General features: G+C 27.2%; 21 protein-coding genes and 2 pseudogenes. 2 read left to right on the plus strand and 21 right to left on the minus strand.

Features of this window, described 5'->3' with window-relative positions:
- Positions 1-96: 96 nt before the first annotated feature.
- Together I2E98_RS00310 and argS are read right to left on the minus strand one after the other, a co-directional pair.
- Positions 97-186, minus strand: coding sequence for a hypothetical protein (locus I2E98_RS00310; protein WP_243250856.1), 90 nt, complete (start codon positions 184-186; stop codon positions 97-99).
- A 315-nt stretch (positions 187-501) separates the two neighbouring features.
- Positions 502-2,256 carry an arginine--tRNA ligase gene (gene argS / locus I2E98_RS00315; protein ID WP_195466996.1) on the minus strand — a complete coding sequence of 585 codons (1,755 nt, stop codon included), beginning with the start codon at positions 2,254-2,256 and terminating at the stop codon, positions 502-504.
- 389 nt (positions 2,257-2,645) lie between these two features.
- Between argS and I2E98_RS15890 the strand changes: the two are divergent.
- Positions 2,646-2,761 (plus strand): annotated as a pseudogene (locus I2E98_RS15890) (IS1595 family transposase); the annotation flags it as partial.
- Between the two features lie 80 nt (positions 2,762-2,841).
- Here I2E98_RS15890 and I2E98_RS00320 read toward each other — a convergent pair.
- The 14 genes from I2E98_RS00320 to I2E98_RS00385 form a co-directional block, all read right to left on the minus strand.
- On the minus strand, positions 2,842-3,531 hold the full coding sequence (locus tag I2E98_RS00320) for a Crp/Fnr family transcriptional regulator (RefSeq protein ID WP_195466997.1): 690 nt from the start codon (positions 3,529-3,531) through the stop codon (positions 2,842-2,844).
- A gap of 305 nt (positions 3,532-3,836) precedes the next feature.
- Entirely contained in the window at positions 3,837-4,859 is a 1,023-nt protein-coding gene (locus I2E98_RS00325) for a CAP domain-containing protein (protein ID WP_195466998.1), read from the minus strand.
- 273 nt (positions 4,860-5,132) lie between these two features.
- A complete protein-coding gene (locus I2E98_RS00330; protein ID WP_195466999.1) occupies positions 5,133-5,627 on the minus strand; it encodes a hypothetical protein in 495 nt (164 codons plus the stop codon).
- Between the two features lie 221 nt (positions 5,628-5,848).
- A complete protein-coding gene (locus I2E98_RS00335) occupies positions 5,849-6,640 on the minus strand; it encodes a DUF4097 family beta strand repeat-containing protein (RefSeq protein ID WP_195467000.1) in 792 nt (263 codons plus the stop codon).
- A gap of 12 nt (positions 6,641-6,652) precedes the next feature.
- Positions 6,653-7,327: a hypothetical protein gene (locus I2E98_RS00340; protein WP_195467001.1), complete on the minus strand. Its 675-nt coding sequence runs from the start codon at positions 7,325-7,327 to the stop codon at positions 6,653-6,655.
- Between the two features lie 10 nt (positions 7,328-7,337).
- The gene (locus tag I2E98_RS00345; protein ID WP_195467002.1) at positions 7,338-8,036 is read right to left on the minus strand and encodes an ABC transporter ATP-binding protein; all 699 of its coding nucleotides are present in this window, start codon (positions 8,034-8,036) and stop codon (positions 7,338-7,340) included.
- Positions 8,037-8,044: 8 nt separating this feature from the next.
- Positions 8,045-8,401, minus strand: coding sequence for a GntR family transcriptional regulator (locus tag I2E98_RS00350; protein ID WP_195467003.1), 357 nt, complete (start codon positions 8,399-8,401; stop codon positions 8,045-8,047).
- 189 nt (positions 8,402-8,590) lie between these two features.
- Positions 8,591-11,242: a bifunctional acetaldehyde-CoA/alcohol dehydrogenase gene (adhE, locus tag I2E98_RS00355; protein WP_195467004.1), complete on the minus strand. Its 2,652-nt coding sequence runs from the start codon at positions 11,240-11,242 to the stop codon at positions 8,591-8,593.
- A 487-nt stretch (positions 11,243-11,729) separates the two neighbouring features.
- Entirely contained in the window at positions 11,730-12,533 is an 804-nt protein-coding gene (locus I2E98_RS00360; RefSeq protein WP_195467175.1) for an ATP-binding cassette domain-containing protein, read from the minus strand.
- Positions 12,499-13,419, minus strand: a complete 921-nt coding sequence (locus I2E98_RS00365; RefSeq protein ID WP_195467005.1) for an ABC transporter permease — start codon at positions 13,417-13,419, stop codon at positions 12,499-12,501. Before I2E98_RS00365 ends, I2E98_RS00360 begins: the two co-directional genes overlap by 35 nt.
- Positions 13,419-14,459, minus strand: coding sequence for an ABC transporter substrate-binding protein (locus I2E98_RS00370; RefSeq protein WP_195467006.1), 1,041 nt, complete (start codon positions 14,457-14,459; stop codon positions 13,419-13,421). Before I2E98_RS00370 ends, I2E98_RS00365 begins: the two co-directional genes overlap by 1 nt.
- 269 nt (positions 14,460-14,728) lie before the next feature.
- Positions 14,729-15,166 (minus strand): HutP family protein, encoded by a 438-nt coding sequence (locus I2E98_RS00375; RefSeq protein WP_243250859.1) that lies wholly within the window; start codon positions 15,164-15,166, stop codon positions 14,729-14,731.
- Between the two features lie 59 nt (positions 15,167-15,225).
- Positions 15,226-15,684 (minus strand): MarR family winged helix-turn-helix transcriptional regulator, encoded by a 459-nt coding sequence (locus I2E98_RS00380; protein WP_195467007.1) that lies wholly within the window; start codon positions 15,682-15,684, stop codon positions 15,226-15,228.
- Between the two features lie 197 nt (positions 15,685-15,881).
- Complete coding sequence (locus I2E98_RS00385) at positions 15,882-17,006, minus strand: SEC-C metal-binding domain-containing protein (RefSeq protein ID WP_195467008.1); 1,125 nt, start codon at positions 17,004-17,006, stop codon at positions 15,882-15,884.
- Between the two features lie 357 nt (positions 17,007-17,363).
- On the opposite strand from I2E98_RS00385, the gene I2E98_RS00390 reads away from it, so the two are divergent.
- Positions 17,364-18,314 (plus strand): alpha/beta hydrolase, encoded by a 951-nt coding sequence (locus I2E98_RS00390; protein WP_195467009.1) that lies wholly within the window; start codon positions 17,364-17,366, stop codon positions 18,312-18,314.
- Between the two features lie 78 nt (positions 18,315-18,392).
- Here the strand turns inward: I2E98_RS00390 and I2E98_RS00395 are convergent, their stop codons facing one another.
- The 5 genes and pseudogenes from I2E98_RS00395 to I2E98_RS00415 form a co-directional block, all read right to left on the minus strand.
- Positions 18,393-19,355, minus strand: a complete 963-nt coding sequence (locus I2E98_RS00395; RefSeq protein WP_195467010.1) for a tRNA-dihydrouridine synthase family protein — start codon at positions 19,353-19,355, stop codon at positions 18,393-18,395.
- A gap of 72 nt (positions 19,356-19,427) precedes the next feature.
- Positions 19,428-20,181: pseudogene (locus I2E98_RS00400) on the minus strand (U32 family peptidase).
- Positions 20,182-20,195: 14 nt separating this feature from the next.
- A complete protein-coding gene (locus I2E98_RS00405) occupies positions 20,196-21,536 on the minus strand; it encodes a hypothetical protein (RefSeq protein ID WP_195467011.1) in 1,341 nt (446 codons plus the stop codon).
- A 3-nt stretch (positions 21,537-21,539) separates the two neighbouring features.
- The gene (locus I2E98_RS00410) at positions 21,540-22,553 is read right to left on the minus strand and encodes a metallophosphoesterase (protein WP_195467012.1); all 1,014 of its coding nucleotides are present in this window, start codon (positions 22,551-22,553) and stop codon (positions 21,540-21,542) included.
- Positions 22,554-22,900: 347 nt separating this feature from the next.
- On the minus strand, positions 22,901-23,632 hold the full coding sequence (locus tag I2E98_RS00415) for a MerR family transcriptional regulator (RefSeq protein WP_195467013.1): 732 nt from the start codon (positions 23,630-23,632) through the stop codon (positions 22,901-22,903).
- Positions 23,633-23,885: the final 253 nt, after the last annotated feature.

Genomic DNA, 23,885 nt, shown 5'->3' on the forward strand with positions numbered 1-23,885 from the left:
ACTTATATATAAAAAATAAGAAATACTATGATTATAATCACAGTATTTCTTATATATCCTTAAAAAACTTAGCTAATTCTTCTCTATCAGTCACTATTATCTTTTTATTTTCGGAAATAATAAGCTCTTTTTTTTTTGTAGTATTTTTAACGCTCTAGATATCGTTTCTCTAGGAATTCCTAACATATCCGCTAAATAAGTAATGCTTAAGTTAAGATGAATCTACAAGACCAGCTAACTATAAATAACTTAAACGAGTTATTTATAAGCATATATAGTTTTACAATATAAAAAGATTACAAGTGAACTAAAAGGTGTAACTCCTTTTGAATATAGAAGTAACACCTTAATAGCATAATTTCATATTATTTCCTCAGTTCCTAATTCACAGGAGGCAATCCAAATTAAAACCTCCTTTTTGTATTAGTTAGTCGAGAATTTTATTTTGCGACAACCAAATTTGATTTCATAAGAAAAATCCTTATTGGCATTATGATATTACTACATTTTCTCAACAGATTGAATACCTAATAAATCTAAACATTGCTCTAACACTGATTTTACAAGATTTATTAGCGTTAGCCACGAGTCCTTCTTAGACTGATTTTTTTCTGTCAATATTTTTGTATCATTATAAAACTTATTAAAGTTATTTGATAAATCATAGATATATTCACAAATCTTATGTGGTGCTCTATCTCTAAAACTTACTTGAACAACTTCATTAAATTTAACTAGTTGTAACATTAATGCTAATTCTGAATCCCTCTGTGGAGATAGTATATTATTATTTAAGTTGAAACCTGCCTTTTTTAGGATAGATTTAATTCTTACTATCGTGTATAAGATATATGGGCCTGTATTTCCTTCAAATGAAATAAATCTATCAATATCAAATATATAATCCTTAGCTGCTTGGTTTGATAAATCACCATATTTTAATGCTGCTAAACCAACCTTTGAAGAAATTTCTTCAATTTCTTCCATATCTATATTCTTATTATTTACTAATTTTTCTTTACTTGCATCTTTGATAATTTTTAATAAATTAGAAAGTCTCATTACTCCACCATCACGAGTCTTAAACGGCTTTCCATCTATACCATTCATTGTTCCAAAGCCTACATAATCTAATATTGTATCTTTTTTAGCTATTCCTGATTTCTTAGCTGCTCTAAAGAATTGTTCATAATGAAGACTTTGTCTCTTATCCGCCAAATATATTATTTCATCAGCTTTCATATCTCTAACTCTTTCTACAACTGTAGCTAAATCAGTAGTCCCATATAAAGCACCTCCGTCAGATTTTAACAATAAAAGTGGTGGCATTGGACTCTTATCACTTTCCTCTTCAATCTCAAATATTAGAGCTCCTTCACTTTTCTTTGCATATCCATTTACTTTTAGCATCTCTATCATCTCAGGTATATATTTTTCTGCATCACTTTCACCATTCCATAATTCAAAATTAACATTTAAATCTTGATAATTTCTCTTTAAATCTTTAACTGAAACATCTAATATATGTTTCCATAATGCAATATATCCTTTTTTCCCTTTTTGTAATTCTACTGTAGCTTGTTTTGCTGCTTCCAAAGCACTTTTATCACTTTTAGCTAATTTACTTGCATATGGATATATTTCTTCTAGTTCATCTATTGAAAACGGTGCTTCTTTAGGATATTCTCCAATAAAACTTTCATCAAAATATGGTAGCTCTGGATTTCTTCTTTTAACTTCTGAAATTACCATCCCAATCTGAAGTCCCCAGTCCCCTAAATGAACATCTCCCATTACATTATGACCTAAAAATTTAGCCATTCTCTTAATACTTTCCCCTATAATAGCTGGCCTTAAGTGCCCAACATGTAGAGGTTTTGCTACATTAGCACCGCCATAATCAACTATTATTTTCTTTATCTCTGTAGTCTTGGGTACTCCAAATCTACTATCATTGTTCATTTTATTAATATATTCTGTTACAAATTCATTATTAATATTAATATTTATAAATCCTGGTGATACAACTTCTATTTTTGAAAAAACTTTATTATTTGATAATTTTTTTAAAGCCTCGTTCGCTATAATCATTGGCGCCTTTTTATATTTTTTTGCATTCATTAATGCTCCATTACACTGATACTGACAAAGATCTGGTCTATTTGAAATACTTACCCTTCCAGATTCCCTATCATATCCAAGCTCCTCAAAAGCATTTTTTACTAAATCACTTATTTCCTCAATAAACATTCTCATTCCATTTACCTCCTAAAAAATTAATCCTCCTTTTGTCTATTAAAATTGGTCGCGAAACTTTTTTATTATTAATAAAATGAGTTTTTTATATACTCACAGCTTAACCTCATCTGAATACACCTGAATGAATATAAATAAGTATTATTCTTTTCATAAAATTTAATTTTTAACTTTATGTTATATTATATCATTATTTTCATATATTTCCATAATATATTTGTATTTATTATAATATTAAAGTAATTTAGTGAAATAAACTGACGATTAGGTAAATACTGTATACTATTAAAATCAAATCTTAGATATTTTTAATTATTATTGTAACTTCTTTTATTGAGTCACATAATACTTAACTCCCTCAGCGATTTCTTTCTGTAGGTTCTGTTGAACGTATAGGAGAAATTCTATTCTATGTACAGATTTTCACAAATCATATATTCAATTTGCTATAAATATGAACTTGTACCATACGAGATTTAAAAGATGTAGACCTCATGAAAATATTAATGAGAAGACTCAATGGAGTTGCAACATTTATTTATATATAAAAAATAAGAAATACTATGATTATAATCACAGTATTTCTTATATATCCTTAAAAAACTTAGCTAATTCTTCTCTATCAGTAACTATTATCTTTTTATTTTCGGAAATAATAAGCTCTTTTTTTTGTAGTATTTTTAACGCTCTAGATATCGTTTCTCTAGGAATTCCTAACATATCCGCTAAATAAGTAATGCTTAAGTTAAGATTAATTAAAATCCCTTCTTCTACTTCTATTCCATAATCTTTTGATAACTTCCACAGTTTAGCAGCTAGCTTTTTTTCTACTTTAATTGATATAGTATTTTTACTTTGCCTATATAATCTTCTTACTTTAAGTGCAAGAGAGTTTATTATTATTATTGATAACTCAAAATCTTCATTCATTAACCCAATAAAAGCTTCTCTTTTAAAACAAAGTATTTCTGCATCTTCAAATACTTCACAATTAATAGCTGCTGGCAACTCATCAATTATTACATCATTTATTACCGTATTATCTCCCAAAATAAAAATTACTTTTTTTTGTGCTGACTCAGTTAATTTATAAAGTGCTACTTTTCCACTTTTAACTATATATATATTTTTAACTTGATCTTTATCCCTAAATAAATGTTCTCCCTTTTTAAGTAATCTAACTACACCAATACTTGATAACTTTTCACAAGTTATATTATTCATATTCTGAAATAAATGTAATTCTTTCACGTCTTCAACGCTACATTTTTTCATTAGAGTAACTCTCCTTTTTTTATTTAACATTAATATTACTATTTAATACATAATAAATAATTAAATTATATTTCACAAGTAAGTAATTTACAAACATTACAAAACTATTATAATTAAAACCTTTTCATTTTATATATTATAGTGCTATTATACCACTAAAAATTATTTATATAAAATTATAATTCATTATTATAAACCTAATCAATAAAAATGAGGATTCAATTTGGAATCCCCATTTTTCTTACTACTATATAATAGCTTGTCCTATTTATTAGAACATAATTATTAAGTTTTAATTCTATATCTTATTTGTAGAATTCTTGAGTAGCATATACCTTATTTCCTATTTTATATACACCAACTCCTATACTTGAGAAGTTAGTTGACAAGATATTTGCTCTATGTCCTGATGAATTCATCCAATTTGTCATAAATTGATTAGCTAACGCATTTGCATCAGAAACTCCACCTATATATGCAATATTTTCTCCCCAAGCTCTATAAGATACTCCATCATTTTTCATTTTAGTTGTTATAAGATTTCCATTTAAATCTTCATGACTAAAATAATTATTATCTCCCATATCTTGAGATTTTATTCTAGCATACTTTTGCATTGTATTATTATATGTTAATGCTGGAACTCCTGCTTTAGCTCTCTCTTCATTTACTTTATTAAATATAGCTTGCTCTACTGCTGCCATAAAATTTTGATTTTCATTAACTGTACTATTATTAGTTGAGTTATCTGGTGTTTGATTTACTACCGGAGGAGTTACCTGCGGTGTATTAACACTTGGTTTTTGCTCTACACTTGGAGCATTTGGAGTACTTGGTTTTTGCTCTACACTTGGAGCATTCGGAGTACTTGGTTTTTGCTCTACATTCGGTGTATTTGGAACTACTGTGTTCCCTGGTGTTTCATCAACACTTGGATTGTTAGGAACATTTGGTGTTTGAGATCCATCACTTGGTGGAACTACATTATTATTATTATTGTTATTATTATGGTTACTATTATTATTGTTATTATTATTGTTATTATTGTGGCTATTGTTATTGTGCTTGTCCGATGTTCCTATAATAATTATATTTCCACATGAACCGTTACCCCAATATATTTTCTTAAAATGTATTCCACCTAATAGGCTTCCTGAAATACCACATCTAGCTTTTTCAGATATGTTTGAATTAGAAGCATTGTTAACCTCTGTTACGTTTACATTTGTTGTTTCTTTAGAAACTTTTCTTGTAGCCGCAAATGCAGGTGTAACCGCTCCCCCTATTAATGTTAATGTAAGTATACTAGCAATTAGTTTATTCTTCATTCGTACCACTCCTTTTTATTTTTTCGAATAATATTAAATTACTCAATATCTTATTAGTTTAAAGTACTTTATTACTTTCACTAATGCCGTCTTGTATAGTTATAACATATATCTTATTTAAAGCTAATAGTAGATTACTTCTTAAAATAGTAATAACACCTATTCATATTATTAGATTCCATAATATCCATTAATGCCTACAGAAATTTTCGCATGTTTTCTATGTTTAAATCACTTTGGTAATTTAATACTTACAATAAATTTCTAGTATATTTATTTATTTTTTAAAAAATTTTTATTTTCTTTTTTTGCAATCTCTAAACTATCATATTCTTTTATACTCTCAATATAAAATTCTCTATTATTTTTTCTTAACACAACTTCTACAGGTACATTAATCCCTTCTGCCGTATCATATCCTTGTTCTAATCCATCAGTTTCTAGTACTGTAGATTGTGCTTCCATATTAATAACTAAACAGACATTATATTTACCATCATCCTTACTAGCTCCCAAAACTTCACTTTCATATTTATTCAATATAACATCTTCTATATAGTAGTTATAAAATATTACATATTTAGATTTATTAAAAACCTCTTCTTTTATATAGTCACTAACCTCTTCATCATACCCCCTATCATACGATAATACTTTATCTACTATTTCTTTAATTTTTTTAATATCACTCTTTGATATATCATTACTACTACACATAACCATTCCTATGTTTAGTAGTATTAATATAAACGCTATTATTTTTTTCACTTAATTCCCTACCTTTTTAAATTTATTTATATATTCTTATGTAAACTAATCATCTTATATGAATATGTTTTATGAAACTTATGTAAAAATATATTTAAATACACTATTTGCTTACTATTTTTTATATTTTCCAATATATCTTCTATTTTTATTTGTAATATTATTGTTAATAAGAAAACACCTTAGCTTCTGCTAAAGTGTTTTTTATATAATGATAAATATTAATTATATACTTTTAATTCTCCTATTCCTACATTCAAATCAAACTTATAAGTTTTTTCTGAAGAAGTTTTTACATCTATACTTGCTTCTCCAATTCCCGAACTAGTATTAAAATATACTGGAGCATTTTCTGGAATTTTTATTTCTCCACTTCCAACTCCTGATTCAAAAGTAAGATTCCCTCCAACTTCAGCTAGTGAAATATAAATATCTCCTACACCTCCATCAATATCTATATCACCACATTTTCTAACTAAATTTATATTACTATGACCTACACCTGAATCAAAATCTAATTTATTAAATACAATATCATCAATGGTTAATTCTCCAGTCCCACCATCAATAGTTAATTTATTACATGTAATATCTCTTATTTCATTTTCTCCTACACCAAAGTCATAATCTAAATCTCCATTAAATGAATATGGAATTTTTATTTCTAACTCTAATATATAATCATTATTTCCAAATAGATCTATTAAGTCATCACTATTATCTTTAATTTTAATAGTATTATTACCCTTAGTTAATATTATATCTTCTTCAGCTAAATTAGTTATACCTGAAACTATAACCTCATCACCTTCATAGCCACTTAGCTTTACTACTCCACATCCAACATCTATATCTATTTTGTTTTCTCCTTCAAAAACTACACTTTTATTTATTTCTATTTCTTCACTACTTAATTTAGTTGTATTTGCTTTACCTCTCACTTCAAATCTTACACAAGCAGTAAAAGTAAGCACCATTATTATTGACCAACATAAAACAATTATTTTTTTCATTATTTTAACCCCCTATACTATATCTAATTTTTTATCAATATGATATACACTTAAAAATATCAATCCCCCAAAAATAATTATATTTATAAGTATATCAAATAAATTCATCTCTAAAATTTCTCCAATTACCATATATATTGGGGGAAATATAAAATAGCTAATTATTTTCAATACAACAATTACTATTGCTATAATCCACATAGATATAATAGTTAAAAATACACATGTTCCTGTATTAGAAATATAACTTTTAAAAATCACTATTAAGGATGTTATTAAAATAAATAAAATAAAAACTCCCAACAAAATTGATAGTGATGTTATAATTATTAACTTACTATCTCCTCCAATAATCATATTCCCTATACTTGTAAAAAGAATTAATAGTAATCCTAAACCAATAAACTCTAAATATTTAGCACATATTAATTCCCATCCTTTGATAGGTGTAAGAAACAATAATCTCCCTTCTTCTATAGATATACTTTTTAAAAACTTACCTATTGATATTATAAAATTAATTATCAACACTACAGATATTACTGGAATAAATGTTACATCTGAAGGAACTCTTCCACCCAATATTAAACGTCGAATAATAAAAAATAATATAACTGCAAATTCTATTATTAGTTGTATCTTTTTACTTTTTATATCAAATTTAATAATACTAACAATATTCCTCATATTCCACCTCCTACTCTGCAAAAATATATTTATATATTTCTTCTATTGATTTACCATACTTTTCTCTTAATACTTCTGCATCATTAATTTCAATAATTTTACCTTCATCTAAAAATGCAACTTCATCAAATATACCTTCCAATTCTCCAACATAATGAGTTGTTATTATCATTGAGCTATCTTCTTCAATATTATCTATAATAGCTTTTATTATTTTTTCTCTAGTAACTATATCTATCCCTGAAATTGGTTCATCTAAAATATATAATTTAGCTTTTCTACTTAGTGTTAAGCTTAAATGTAATTTCTCTAACATACCTTTAGATAAACTTTTTATCTTTAACTTTTCATCTAAATTCATAAACGCTAATAATTCTTTAACTTTTTCTTCATTAAAATCTTGAAAAAAATCTTTATAAAACTCTACAGCATCTTTTATTGTCATCCAATTAGATAAAGTATTTTTTTCTTGAAGGAATGATACTGACTTTTTTGTCTCACTACTTACTTTTATTCCATCAATTAATACATCTCCTGATGTTGCTTTCTTAATACCAGAAATTATATTTAAAAGTGTAGTTTTACCCTTCCCATTAGGCCCAAGTATACCTAATACTTTTCCTTTGTTTAAAGTTAAATTTAAATCTTTAATAATTTTTTTATTGCCAATTTTTTTATACAAATTATTGACCATAAGAACCTTTTCCATATATCCTCCTAAAAGCGTTCATTTATTATACTAATTAAATCTTCTTTTCTAACACCTAGTCCCTTACTTTCATTTATAAAATTAATAATTACATCTTCTAACATTTCTATTCTTACTTCATTAATCTTGTTTTTATTTTCTACAACAAACTTTCCAATTCCTCTCTGAGTGTATATTAGGCCTTCATCTTCAAGTTGTGCATATGCTCGTTGAATAGTATTTGGATTTACTTTTAATTCACTTGCACACTCTCTTACTGACAAAATTCTATCACCTCCTTTTAAATCTCCTTTTACTATACTCTTTTTTAAATATCTTATTATTTGAGTATATATAGGTTCTTTTGAGTTAATCTTAAACTCCATGTCTCCCCTCCTTGCGGGTATCAGTGTGTTAATAATATAATACACTAATTCACTTCTTTTGTATACATTTTTTTCTATTTTTTATATTTTTTTCTTTTTAATCATTACCTTAATGTTTTACCTTATTAATTTTTTCATAAAGAAAAGCCCTAGCTTTCGCTAGGGCTTCCTATTATATGAATATATTGATTATTTATTTTTCTTTTCTTTTTTAGCTGGAGCTTCTACTGCTACTTCTTTAACAGCTTCTACTTTTTCACCATAGTAGCTAGTGATATACATTTCTTTTAATTCTTTCATTAATGGATATCTTGGGTTAGCTCCTGTACATTGGTCATCAAATGCTTGCTCAACCATTTCATCAAGTGTTTCAAAGAATTTAACTTCGCTTACACCAGCATCTTTAATTGTTTTTGGCATATTAACTTTAGCTTGTAATTCTTCTACAGCTTTAATTAATAATTCAACTTTTTCTGCTTCAGTGTTCCCACCTAATCCTAAGTGATCTGCTATCTTAGCATATCTCCATGCTGCATTTGGATATTTGTATTGAGCAAATGCTGCTTGCTTAGTTGGAGCATCAGTAGCATTGAACTTAATAACTTCTTTCATAACTAAAGAGTTAGCCATACCGTGTGGTAAGTGGTGGAATGCACCTAGCTTATGAGCCATTGAGTGGTTAATTCCTAAGAATGCATTACTGAATGCCATACCTGCCATACAAGATGCATGAGCCATTTTTTCTCTTGCTTTAATGTTAGTTGTACCTTCATTATAAGCATCTGGTAAATATTTAAATACTAATCTGATTGCTTCTAAAGCTAATCCATTAGTGTATTCTGAAGCCATTATTGAAACATAAGCTTCTATAGAGTGAACTAATACGTCGATACCAGCGCAAGCTGTTAATCCTTTTGGAGATGTCATCATTAATTCAGCATCAACGATAGCCATATCTGGAGTTAGTTCGTAGTCAGCTAATGGATATTTAACTCCTGTTTGCTCATCAGTTATAACTGCGAATGGAGTAACTTCTGATCCAGTACCAGCTGAAGTTGCTATAGCAACCATCATAGCCTTTTGACCCATTGTTGGGAATTTGTATATTCTCTTTCTTATATCCATGAATGTCATTGCTAAATCATGGAAGTTAACTTCTGGATGTTCGTACATAACCCACATAATTTTAGCAGCATCCATAGCTGATCCACCACCAAGTGAAATTACAACATCTGGTTGGAAGCTAGTCATTTCTGCAGCACCAGCTCTAGCACATCTTAATGTTGGGTCTGGTTCAACATCTGAGAATATTTTATATTGGATTCCGTTTGCTTCTAAAACTTCTGTAACTTTGTTAGTATATCCCATTTCGAATAATACTTTATCTGTTACGATGAATGCTTTCTTTTTACCCATTTCAGCTAATTCTTGTAAAGCTACTGGTAAACATCCATATTTGAAGTAAGTTTTTTCTGGAACTCTAAACCAAAGCATATTTTCTCTCCTTTCAGCAATGCTCTTAACGTTAATTAAGTGCTTAGGACCAACGTTTTCTGAAACTGAGTTTCCTCCCCATGATCCACATCCTAATGTTAATGATGGTGCTAACTTGAAGTTGAATAAGTCTCCGATAGCTCCTTGTGCTGCTGGCATGTTAATTAATGTTCTAGCAGTCTTCATTCTTTCTCCGAATGTTAATACTCTATCTCTGTTCTTTAATTGATCAGTGTATAGAACTGAAGTATGACCCATACCACCTAATTCGATTAATCTATCAGCCTTATCTAAAGCTTCTTCAAATGACTTAGCTTTGTACATAGCTAATACTGGAGATAATTTTTCGTGTGAGAATGGTTCTTCTAATTCAACTGAAGTAACTTCTCCAACTAAAACTTTAGCTGTTTCTGGAACGTTAACTCCTGCCATCTTAGCAATCTTACAAGCAGATTGACCAACCATGTCAGCATTTAATCCACCTTTTTCATTTAAGATGATCTTTCTAACTTTATCTATTTCTTCGCCTTTAAGGATGTATGCTCCTCTTTCAGCTAATTCTCTCTTAACTTGATCATAAACTTCTTCTAAAACAATGATTGATTGTTCTGATGCACAGATAACACCATTATCGAATGTCTTAGAAAGTAATATTGAGTTTACAGCCATTTTAATGTGAGCTGATTCATCAATTATTGCTGGAGTATTACCTGCTCCAACCCCTAAAGCTGGTCTTCCTGATGAGTAAGCAGCCTTAACCATTGCTGGACCACCTGTAGCTAATATTATATCTGATTCTCTCATAACGTTTTGTGATAATTCAACTGATGGTTGATCTATCCATCCGATTATTCCTTCTGGAGCTCCTGCTTTAACTGCAGCTTCTAAAACTATTTTAGCAGCTTCGATTGTAGCATTCTTAGCTCTTGGATGTGGAGAGATTATTATAGCATTTCTAGTCTTTAAAGCTATTAAACACTTGAATATTGCTGTTGATGTTGGGTTTGTTGTAGGAACGATAGCAGAGATAACTCCGATTGGTTCTGCTACTTTAGTAATTCCACTTGTCTTATCTTCTTCTAAAACTCCACAAGTTTTCATATTCTTATATTGGTTATATATATATTCAGCAGCAAAGTTGTTCTTTACAACTTTATCTTCAACTATACCCATTCCAGTTTCTTCTACAGCTAATTTAGCTAACTTAATTCTGTTGTGGTTAGCTGCTAAAGCCGCTTGTCTAAAGATTTCATCTACTTGTTCTTGAGTATAAGTAGCAAATTTCTTTTGTGCTTCTCTTAATTGTTTAATTCTTGCTGTTAATTCTTGAGCGTTTGTAACTTTCATTTATTACATCCTCCTAAATAATCAATATTTATAATAATTTTCATTGATATCTTAAATTCCAGGGACTTTGTTAAGTTTTTGTTTTGATTGTTAATTCTTTAACTTGTCCACACCCTTATTGTACTCGTTTGTTTATTTTTTGTCAAACTTTTTTTAAAAGTTTTTTTATTTTATTTTTTAACCCTATTTCCAACAACTTCTAAAACCAAGTTTTTTCAATTATGATAACATTTTCAGCATCTTTTATTTTTTTTTGACATTTTATAAATTTCTAGTATTTATTTTTTTATTTATATTTTAATTCCAACTAATTTGTTTTTTTATTAACCCTCCTTCATTTTTGTTATATTAATAACAAACTTTTTTAACCTATTTCTATATTATAATTTCTTATTAAGGACCTTTCTCTTCAAAAAAAAGACTGAAATATAAATATACCTTTAAATTTGGCATAATTTAAAATTTCAGTCTTTTTTTATTAATGATACTATGCTAATGATGTTAGTAAACTTCGGTCACTTACTTCATCAATAACATTAGCTTTACTAAACATATCCATTAACTTTTCTGTTGTTAGTTCTCTCTTATCTTTATCTTTAATGTCAAAAAGAACTTTTCCTTCATGCATCATAAGTAATCTATTACCATATTCTAATGCTTGTTTCATATTATGAGTTACCATTAATGTAGTAATATTATTTTCTTTTATAACCTCTTGCGTAATCTCCATTATCTTAGCTGATGTCTTAGGATCTAATGCTGCTGTATGTTCATCCAATAATAATAGTTTTGGATCTGACATTACTGCCATCATAAGGGTTAAAGCTTGACGTTGTCCTCCTGATAATAGTGTTACTTTATTATAAAGTTTATTTTCAAGACCTAAATCAAGTTTAACAAGTAATTCTTTATAATATGAGATTCGCTTTTTATTAATTCCAAAAGAAAGGCCATAAGTTTTCCCCTTATTATCTGCTAAAGCCAAATTTTCTAAAATAGTCATATTAGGAGATACACCTACTGATGGATTTTGATAAACTCGTCCAATTTCCTTAGCTCTAATATACTCCTCTTTGAATGATACATCCCTTCCATCCAATAATACCATTCCAGAATCTATTGGTATACTCCCACTAATTAGATTTAATAAAGTTGATTTACCTGCACCATTTGATCCTATTATAGTTATAAACTCGCCTTTTTTTACTTCTATACTAAAGTTATCAAAGACCTTATTCTCATTTATAGTGTTAGGATTAAATACTTTGCATAGCCCTTGAATCTTCAGCATTTCCTTCACCACCTTCTCCTTTATTATTATTTACTTTTTTTCTTTTATTCTTTATTTTAAACACATCACCATTTGATGCTAATGCTATAGCAACCAATATAGCTGTTAATATCTTTAAATCATTTGGATTTAATTTCATCCATAATGCTATTGCCACAACTAATTTATATATTATTGCACCGAATATAGATAATGTTGTAACCTTTATCATAGATAATTTTCCAAATATTGATGTTCCTATTATTACTGCTGCTAATCCCATTACAACAATTCCAGTTCCCATCGTGATATCTGAAAACCCTTGATTTTGAGCTGTTAGAGCACCTGATAATGCTACTAATGCATTACTTATTGATAACCCTAAAACCTTAACTATATTCTTATTTACTCCTAATGATGATACAACCTGTTCATTGTCACCAACTGCAACTAATAAAAATCCAGTTTTTGTCTTTAAAAATAAATCCAATATTATTTTTACTAAAATTACTATAGCTAAAATAATAAATATTGAATTAATAGCAGGATTTTTAAAAATATAATTAGTATTAAATAGTGGTATATTTGATTTTCCCATTATTCTCAAGTTTATTGAGTATAATCCCATCATAACTAATATCCCTGACATTAAATTACTTATTTTTAGCTTCACATGTAAAAAACCAGTTATAGCACCAGCACAAGCTCCCCCTAAAGTAGCTACTAATATAGTAACCCATGGATTTATTCCATGAACTAACATTGCTGCTGAAATTGACGCACCTAATGGAAATGTTCCATCAACGGATAAATCAGGAAAGTCTAGTATCTTATATGTTATATAAACACCCATGGCCACTAAGGCAAATAGTAATCCTTGTTCTAAAGCATTAAGTATTACTTCCACTATTGAACCCCTCCAGTTACTTTATTAGCTTTTGTATTAATATCTTCTGGAATTGTTATATTTAACTTTTCTGCAACATCTGTATTAATAGTAATAGACATATCACTCAAAGTACTTATTTCAATATCACTTGGTTTTGTTCCATTTAAAATTTCTGCTGCTTTATATCCTGCTTCTTTTCCTAGTTTAAAATAATCTATACCAATAGAACAAAGCCCTCCTTTAGATACTCCAGCTTCCTCACCGCACAATATAGGAATGTTTTTATTTACGCAAATATTTCCAACTAAATCATATGCTGAAGCTACTGTATTATCTGTAGGTGCATATAAAGCATCTATTGAGGCTATTGCCGCATTTAAATTTTGATTTATTTCATTAACAGTTGTAACGGATATTTCTTTAATATCTATTCCATTTTTATCTGCCTCTCTCTTAAGCTCTTGAACTTGCGCTAATGAATTAGCTTCTGATGAATTATATATCACTCCTAGTGTTTTTATATCTGGAACTAATGTTGTTAATAAACTTAATTGTTCTTCCATAGAAACCATATCTGAAGTTCCTGTAACATTTGTACCTGAACTTTCCCAACTCTCAGCTACTCCTGCATCAATAGGATCTGTAACTGCAGTGAAAACTATTGGAATATCTTTTGTAGCATTATAAGATGCTTGAAGACTTGATGTAGCTATAGCAAATATCATATCTACCTTAGATGTAACAAATTGATCAGAAATAGTTTTAGCAATTGCTATATCTCCTTGGGCATTTTGATAATTAATCTTTAAATTTTTTCCTTCCTCAAAACCTTTTTCCTTCAATCCTTCTATAAATCCCTCTCTTGAAGCATCTAGCGCATCATGTTGAACTAATTGATTTATTCCAATTGTATATATCTCCTGAGCTTCATTTGAATTTTCGCTTATATCCTTTGTTTTTTCACTCTCATTTGATGAGCTTGTTTTAGCACACGAAACTAATCCTGAAACAATTAAAATTCCGCTTAAAATTAGTGCTAGTTTTTTCTTTCCTACCATGTTTCCATCCCCCTAAACTTAAAACAACTCAAACTTCATCCTACTATTCTACTTTTCATAATAATAAAAAAAACTAATATTTTTTCTTTTATTTAAACATAATATTATTTATTTATGTTTTTGTTACTAAAAATTGAGTTATTTTATTAAATTGTTATTATTTATGTTATCACACTTTGAATATATTGTAAATATTTTAATTTTACCCCAGTATATTTTTGTAAAAAAAATAGATTAGTATAAAACTCTATCTATACTAATCTACTATATTACTCTGGTACAGCTCTATGTCCAATTCCAATTACAACCTCATCTAAATGTAAAAGTCCTACGCTTAAAAATATACAAACACTCATATGTTGCCCTTTTCTAGCTATTCCAACTTTTCCTCCAACATTTTGCCCACTAGCTCTCTCTCTAATTTGCATTAATGCATCTCGAGTTGCTCCAATAACTCCACCTTCATGTAAATGTTCATCCCTTGTAACATTACTTCTTTTAGCAGCTACTAAAGCACGTTCTAATATTTTAGATGTAGATTCATTAATATTACCACCTATATTAACTGCTGTAACTAATATTCCTGACTTTTTATATAAATCCTTTAACTGTTCTTCCTCTTCTCTTGTGGATATTGCCATTTGTGTAGCAATTTTAGCAACCTCCATACTTGAACTATAAGTCATTCCCATACTCTTCCTTTCCATACCCCTTTAAATTAAATATTTAAATATTTTTTCAAAACAAAATTTCTAGTTAAATTAAACTAACCAAGAAGATTATATTTTTCTTCAAAAAAGTTAGTCATTCTCTTTAATGATGTTATAAGTACAGTTTCCTCAGTCTCCGGAAGCTCTTTGATAATACTTTTTATCATATCATCATGGAACTGTGCATGACTATCAAATGCTTTTTCCCCTTTGTTTGTTAATTTTATTAAAACTACTCTTCTATCTTCTTCTATTCTTCTTCTCTCAACATACTCTTTTTTTATTAATCTATTTATAGCAGTAGTTAATGTTCCTACCGTAATATCTAACCCCTTTGCTACCTCTGTCATAGTCATCTCTCTATCCTTACCAATAGCTTCAATAATATGATTTTCGGTAACAGATAAATCACTAAATTCCCCTTGCTTTATAGCTGCTGCTTCAATCTTTAAAATATCATTAAATAATTTTACTAATAACATATTTAAAACGTCCTCAGACTCTTTACGTATCATTTGTTTCACTCTCCCAAAAAAATAAAAATATATTATTATTATAAAATAGATTAATACATTTTATCCAGTATTATTTGAAATTATTTATCATTTGTAAACTGCTAATATTGCTCGTTACTAACAAATAAAAGGATTAACAACTTATTATTCATGAAAAAAAGGAACGTAATTAAACATTCCTTTTTATTATGATTGATTTATCCACAACACTTTTTATACTTTTTACCACTTCCACATATGCATGGATCATTTCTACCTATTTTAACTTCATTAACAACCCTAGCATTTGCTTTTTCTATTTCATCTTCAGTATATCCTTTTAAAGACCACTTTCTAATACTTTTTGCAAAAAGCTCTAATTCATATACAAAAATCTTTCTTTCTTCTTCTGATTGTATTTCATAGGCTTGTAAAAATATATCTATAGCTTCTGACTTCTCTACTTCATTTTTTATAGCAACTATAAAGCCATCCATTTCTTCTTTTAATATATTTTTATCAATAACAAACAATTCACCAAGTACTTTCTCTAATTTAGCTCCTTGTTTATTCTCTTCAACGAAATCAATTTTACCTGCCTTTACTAATGATTTCTTATCAAATTTATAATAATCATTTTTACATTCTTCTTGAAGCTTTAATATCTTTTCTGTATCCTCTACATCTATGTTACAAAGCATATCTCCATCAATAACATAGTCATATCCAAGTTCTTCTCCATTTGCTATTAATGTATTTATATATGATTCATCAAGGCTTGTTCCAAATATATTTTTTATATTTGATTTAAGAAAATCAATTTTGCAAACACCATAATAATAAACCATTCCTGAAATAGCTTTTATTATTTCTTCATTTAATCTAGCTTTATCCTTTAAATCCTTATTTAATTGTTCACTAATTACGCTCTTTAATTCCTTTGGCATAACTACAAATGCCTCATCATTTTTTACTCCAGAAAAAGCTAAACCTCTATTTCTTAAATAATTAATATAAATCATTTCATTACATTCATATTTCTTTAGTCCGTTCACCTTAAGTAATTCTTCTATATATCTTAAAACACTTTCTTCCATTAACTCTAAAGCAACCTTAGTGTTTTCTAATATTACATTCATTACCTTTTCAACAGCATCTGCTTTCTTTAATGTTGTAATCCCTCTAACTGAATATCTCTTAGCTATTTTAACTAATTCATCTTTAGTCATTTTTTCTAAAAAAGCTTTTAAAGTGCAATCTTCATCTATACTCTTCCACATTTTTTCAACACTTTTATTATCAGCCTTCATTATTTCTTCTTGAAGTTTATTCTTATCTTCCATTTAATTTCTGTCACCCCGTATTATATTCTACAAAAAAATCACTTCTTTTATTATATATATTTTTTCATTATAGTCAAAATTATTTTTTACCAAAAAATCGAATATCTATGTGTTAATTTTTTATCATAACTAAATTTAAAAACTTATACGTGATATTCTAATTTTTTAATTCAGTTAGTATAACTTTCCTCTCAGATAAATAGAAAGATTAGTTTACTGTAATACATTATATCTTCAAATTGCCATTACCTTTTATTTACTTGTTAATTTTTCAAAAAATATGATACAATAATCTAAAAAAATAAATTTCGACCTTCAAACTATTTGATTTTTTAAAATGTGCAAAGGAGATTAATAATGAAAAAGAAGAAACTTTTAGGGATATCCTTAGGGATTATTACAGTCATTATAGTAATATCTCTAAGTCTTGTAGGAAATTACTTTTATAACTTAGCTTTAAATCCAAATACACCAAAAGATATTGTATTTGGAACACCAGAAGAAGCAGAAGCAACAAGTGGACAAGTTTTAGATTCAGATATTTCTTGGTTATTAAATGACTCAAATTATACTGATGAATATATAACTTCTTCTGATAACTTAAAGCTTCACAGTTATCAAATTAAAAATCAAAATTCATCTGACAAATGGGTAATTACTGTACATGGTTATACAAGTGAAGGAATAAATATGAGTACATATGCTAAACAATATTATGATAATGGCTATAATGTACTTATTCCTGATTTAAGAGCTCATGGGTTAAGTGAAGGTAACTATATAGGAATGGGATGGGATGATAGATTAGATATTATCTCATGGATAAATTATATATTAGCTGAAAATCCTAATGCTGAAATAGTACTTCATGGAGTTTCTATGGGAGCTGCTACAGTATTAATGACTTCTGGTGAAGAAATACCTTCTAATGTAAAATCAATAGTTGCAGACTGTGGGTACACATCAGTTTGGGATGAATTTGCATATCAATTAGATGACCTATTCTCATTACCTGAATTCCCAATACTTAATGTTTCATCTATAGTTGCAAAAATAAGAGCCGGTTATTTCTTAGGCGAAGCTTCATCTATAGATCAAGTAAAAAAATCTAAAACTCCAATTTTATATATCCATGGAGATCAAGATGATTTTGTTCCTTACTATATGATGGAAGAACTTTATAATGCAACAAGCTCTGAAAAAGAAATGTTAACAATAAAAGGTGCAGAACATGCTAAAGCTTCTGAAGTAGATCCTGAAACTTATTGGACAACTGTAAATAACTTTATAAATAAATATATGAACTAATTTATTTTTATAACTTTAAAATGAGGATTCAAAATTTCAATTTTAGAATCCTCATTTATTTATATTTAGTATTATTTATTATTCATTACTAAATAACCCAGCACCTTTTATAATTTCTTGCTCCTCAAATAAACTTGAAACAGCCTCTCTATAATCTTTAGCTTTTTGTGCCTTCTTAATTTTTTTATAATATTTTTTATTATCTGTAAATATATGTGACATATATCCCCAAATCTCTTTCATTCTATACATGGCATTTTTGTCTTCATTTAAAAGAATTGTATAATTTTCAAAAATCTCATCATGGAATTTTTTCAAAGTTTCTTTGCTAGTAAAATTATTATCTTTAATTTCTCCAATTAATCCTGGATTAGCTAATATACCTCTTCCAAGCATTACTTTATCTATTTGTGGAAACTCATTTACTATATTGTGATAATTTTCAGTAGTAAAAATATCACCATTATAGCATATCGAATGCTTACTTAAAGATAAGGCATCTTTAAACATTTTTAAATTTGGTGTGTTTCCATAAAAATCCTCCCTAGTTCTAGGATGAATTATTAATTCTTCAAGAGGGTACTTATTATAAATTTCAATAAGCTTATAAAATTCTTCTGGCATTTCTTTTCCTAATCTAGTTTTTATTGATATTTTCATATTATCAATTTTATATATTTCATCTAAAAATCTATCTAATTCATCTGGATAGGCAAGAAATCCTGAGCCTCTCTTTTTTGAAACAACTGTTCCTGCTGGACATCCTAAATTTAAATTAATTTCATTATATCCTAATTGCTTTAACTTATTTGCAGTTAATATAAATCCTTCTGCATCATTAGTTAATATTTGTGGAACTACATTTAAACCTTCATTGTTTTCTGGTAATAGATCTCTTAATTCCTTAGTTTTAAGACTTAAACTTTGGTTAGGTACAATAAAAGGTGTAAAGTATTTATCTATATTATGAAAGTATTTTTCATAAGCATTTCTATATATGTGCCCTGTAATTCCTTCCATTGGTGCTAAATAATATTTCATGTAATTACTCCTCGTTTGTAAATATTCTAAAAAACATTATATCAGCCAAATACTTTATAATCTACATTAATATTAATAATAACACTCTTTACTACATTTACCTTTAAATAGCTTATTTTTTATAGCTTTTTTATAATTCTCATCATTATCAATATTTCCAAGGATAATAATTAGATTCCTCATTTACTTTAACTAAATCATATGGCATCTTACATAAATGACACATTTCATCACAATGCAAAGAGCTACAAAAAGCCCCACTATAATGACACTTCTCATTTAGAATAAAAGCTTCATATTGTAAATTTTTTATTTTATTATTTTTTATACAGGATTTTATATCTTCAATTGTATTTTTCCTATGAAAAACATATCTAGATATATTTAATTTATTTAAAAAATCTATTGCTAAACTATTAATTTCTGAACATTCTCCACTTAAATGTATAACACACTTGATCCCCTTTTCTTGTAAGTATAATATAAGTGCAATATCTGCTATAATAAATTCATTAAATCCAATGCTTATTAAATCTTCTATTATATTAGCTATTTCCTCATACTGCTCTTCTATATAATATAGATAATTAAATGCTATACTTACTGGAACCTTATAAATATCAACCATTTTCTTTAATATCTTCATATCTTCTAAAGAATTTATTTGAATATTATAATAAAGTACTTCCCTTCTATTTAAAGGAAAAAGACTTCCATATTTTTTATTCCACTCATAAGGCACATACCCACAAAAAACTTCATCTGCCCCTGCTTTAACTAATCTTATATAATCATCAATACATCCAAGTCCTGATACTATCTTCATTTTATTTTCCTCATTTATATAAAATTTAAAACTATTCTATCTATTCCATTATCTATATAATGCTCTAACTTCTCAAAATCCTTAAGTAATGTGTCATCAAAAGCAAATATTGAATTATATCTTCCTACCATTTTTAAGTGCTTTGGATATGAAAATATATATTCCTTACAGTACATTGGACATCCTTTAACAAGTTTTTGATTACCTCTATTCATTGTTGTACACATTGCATATAATGTACAATACTGAGATGTATTAGTTACATAAAAAGGAATATGTAAACTATGATTTCCTTCTGCAATTTCAATATCATATCCACAATTTTCATACTCATATCTTTTTATATTATTTTCATTTAGAAATCTATTAAAAATATAACTATTAAGATTATTTTTTCCTATTAACTTATTGTTTTCCTTATACCCTTTTTTATAAACATACCTTGGATCCTTCTTTCTTTTATTTAATAATACTCCTAGGTTAAGAATAAAATAATCACTTTTATCCTGTACTAACTTTATCATTCCCCAATCATTTATTACAATTTCTATATTTTTATTATTTTCAATACACCAATCATATATCTTCTCTATTATATATCTAGTTTTTTCTATATAGCACTCTCTTATATAGGTAAAGCATATTGTGATTTCTAGATTTTCTTTTTTAGCCTTTTTAATCATTTCAATTAACAATTCAAGGCTTGGAAATAAATTATGACAAAACTCATTTCCAATATAAATTCTTGATATATTTTTATGCATAAGCTTATGCTTTTCTATAAAATTATTTTTTAAGTAATTATCAACAAATACCTCTATGTCTTCATTTAAATATTTATTATACAGCTCATAATTATCTATATTAATGGCTAATTCTACTGAATTTAAAATACTATAATTAAAGCTATCATAATTTAAATTAGTCATCCACTCTTGCTTTTGACTTATATAATCTTCATAGAAATCATAATCTTTTTCTGAAGGATATCCTACCATCTCATTAGAAAAATAATTATCATCACTATATGACTTTAATCTAATATATCTAGTATAATTGTTAAAAGTATTTCTCACATTTTGTAAATAAGCTTCGTCCTTAATAGAAAAAACATAAGTTATATAAAACTCATGCTTCTCCTTATTTATCAAATTATATTTTTCTATAGTTATTTCTTCATATCTATTTTCATCAAATATATGAAATATAACCTTTAATTCATTTATCTCCTTTATCTCTTGTGCTAATCTTATAGTTAACCTTTCAGGAGATATTTTCATTATTCTTACTTCTTTAATATTTAATAAACAGGTTATTAACCCTGATGGTAATAATTCTACTTCTTCTCTTTCCAAAATTTATTTCCTCACAATATCAATCACTACATATTCACAATGTTTTTCTGTTCTTAATGGATATCCCCAACCTCCTATTCCACAAGAGACTATTATATCCATATTGTCTTTTTTTTCATATCCATATTCCATTTCATTAATATTAAACAATTCCATCAACTGTCCTATTGGCCATATTTGACCATAATGTGTATGCCCAGAAATCATTAAATCATATCCACTTTCACTATTTTCTTTTAATTCACAAGGCTCATGATCAACTATTATTTTATAATAATCATCACTTACTTCTTTTGATAGTTCTTGTGATGATTTTCTAGTTTCATTTGCATAAGATCTATCTTTTCTTCCTATTATACACAGTTCATCATTTATTTCATATATATCATCGGCAAGTATTTTTATTCCTGAATTTATTATTGCTTCCTCTAACTCTTCTTCAGTATAGTTAGGATCTATTGTATATTTAGATTTATCATGATTACCATATACATAATATATCCCATAATTACTTTTAATAGTTGATAATATTTTAAATGCATCTTGCATTTCTTTTAAAGTCGTACTTTCATCTACAATATCTCCACCTAATATTACTATATCTGCATTAGTTTCTGATATTTTATCACAGTATTTTTGCAAAGTCTCATTATCCATAGTAGTGCCAAAATGGAGATCTGATATAAAATCTACTCTATAGGCTTTGCTCCCAATATTTTTATTTGTATACACAGTATAATCTTTTTCAATTATATTATGAATATTTATATATCCATATACAATTAAAATTGCTGTTAATAATAACGGTATAATTCCACTTCTATAAGTTACTTTAATAAAACTATTATTAGTAAATTTCTTTATAATAAAATAAATTAATTCAACTACCCATGCAATTATAACAATATGAAATACTACAACTGCCCATGTTCCCCATACCTTTAATGCTGGTATCATTATAAGTAATGTTAAAACTAAACTTATAATTTTTTGTTGCTTGATTTTCTTATCTTTCATAAGCAAATTTAAGATTCTTCTAATAAAAAAAAATATATATATATATTCCAAAAGGAATCATAAATATTACTGGTAGTACAATATAGAAAAACATTTTTTATTCCCTCTTTCTCAATATTTCTTTTTCCAAACACTTTAAAAACTACTCACTATATATTTCATTCATTATTTGTGCAGATACCATATTAAAATAATACTGCACCTTACCCTTAGTACAATAAATTAAATCTTCTCATTTTTATATTTATTTTTTGCTTTTTTCAAGAAAATGTCAAGTTGTTAAATACATAATACCTGCAAAAAATCCACAACAATTGTTGTGGACTTTATATTATAAATATAAGCTTTTATTTTGAGCAATATATCTCAATTGCCTTTGCCATGAATTCTGAAGTTCCTTCTCCATATTTATCTATATTTTCTTTAAATCTTTCATCTCCTATATACATTAATCCTAAACAACTTAAAATTTCCTTTGTGCAATTATAAAAATTTAATGTTATATAACCTCTCCATTTTTCAACTAAACTTTGTACAATATCACTATTTACATCTTTATCTCTATTATCAGCAAACTCCTTTAATATTTTTGCCATTTCTTCATTAATTGTATTCCATGAATTTTTATCGTAACTAGTGGTTTTTTTCTCATACTCCTTATATGCATCAGTATTGCCCCAACGTTTTTTAACTTCCTCTGAATATTTTCTTTTATTTTCTTCAATTTTACTATTATCAAATTCTTTAAAACTCATATTATTATCTCCTTTTATTGTTTTATCTATTAAGGTAACTAATCCATCTATTCTTTTTCTTTTTTCTATAAGCAATTCCTTATGCTTATTTAACGCTTCAATTTTATCATATTTTGGATTTACCATTATTTCTTTTATTTCATTTAATGGAAAATCTAATTCTCTAAAAAATAGTATTTGTTGTAACTTTTCTAAATCCTCAATTGAATACATTCTGTATCCAGCTTCCGTAGTCTTACTTGGTTTTAAAAGTCCAATTTCATCATAATAATGAAGTGTCCTTACTGTAACTCCGCTTAACTTTGCTACCTCGCTTATTTTCATTTTTATTCAACCTCTTTTTATAGATCAGTAGATATTTTCAATTGAATTATTATAGCTATAATAAATTTTCCCTACCACAATATAACTATAATCTATAACGTAACGTTATAGTCAACAAAAATTTAAAATAATATTTTATCCATTATAATATCTTATATTCAAAAATTTATAACTTACTAATATAATCTATTTCATTCTTGCAGAGGTTTCATGAGAATATTATACTTATAATTAGTAACATATTTTGCTATAT

It is taken from the genome of Clostridium sp. D43t1_170807_H7 (assembly GCF_015555905.1).
Taxonomy (GTDB): Bacteria; Bacillota; Clostridia; order Clostridiales; family Clostridiaceae; genus Clostridium.